Consider the following 770-nt stretch of genomic DNA (forward strand, 5'->3'; position numbering starts at 1 on the left):
CATCTCCAGTCGATTGTTCACAGAGGTGAATGTGTCGCTGGCAGAGCCGTTTTGGACTCACATGTAGTCCAGCGGAGCTCATGGGTGGAACGCTGACAACCTCATCGCATGATGACCGAGGCAAAGTCCGAGGTCGCGATGGTATACCGACACACTATTGGGTCCTGAAAGAACACGCGAAAGTGTTTTTTCAAGGCAAGAACAAACGATCTGGAGAGATCTTCCTAGATACCGCCGGCGGTGACGTCGAGTTGGTCCGGGTACGAGGTCACTTCGGGTGTGTTGTTTGAGAACTGCACAGTGGACGCGAGCATCTTTGTTAGTAAGTGTTTAAGAGCGTACGGTGGATGCCTTGGCACCAGGAGCCGATGAAGGACGTAGGAGGCTGCGATAAGCCTCGGGGAGCTGTCAACCGAGCTGAGATCCGAGGATTTCCGAATGGGGAAACCCAGCACGAGTGATGTCGTGTTACCCGCATCTGAATATATAGGGTGTGTGGAGGGAACGTGGGGAAGTGAAACATCTCAGTACCCACAGGAAGAGAAAACAACAGTGATTCCGTGAGTAGTGGCGAGCGAAAGCGGATGAGGCTAAACCTCAGGCGTGTGATACCCGGCAGGGGTTGCGCTTGGGGTGTTGTGGGGTCATTCTTCTCAGTTCTGCCGGACTGGGCGAGAGTAAGAAACCAAGTGGTTAGTCGAAGTGGTCTGGAACGGCCTGTCGTAGAGGGTGATAATCCCGTAGACGAAAACTTCTTGGCTCTCGTGAGT

Annotated in this window: 1 rRNA gene; it reads left to right on the forward strand. The window is 53.4% G+C overall.

Annotated elements, in window-relative coordinates:
- Window positions 1-320 precede the first annotated feature (320 nt).
- A 23S ribosomal RNA gene (locus NI2_RS32675) occupies window positions 321-770 on the forward strand; the annotation flags it as partial.

This window comes from Nocardia ignorata NBRC 108230, from assembly GCF_001612905.1.
Lineage (GTDB): Bacteria > Actinomycetota > Actinomycetes > Mycobacteriales > Mycobacteriaceae > Nocardia > Nocardia ignorata.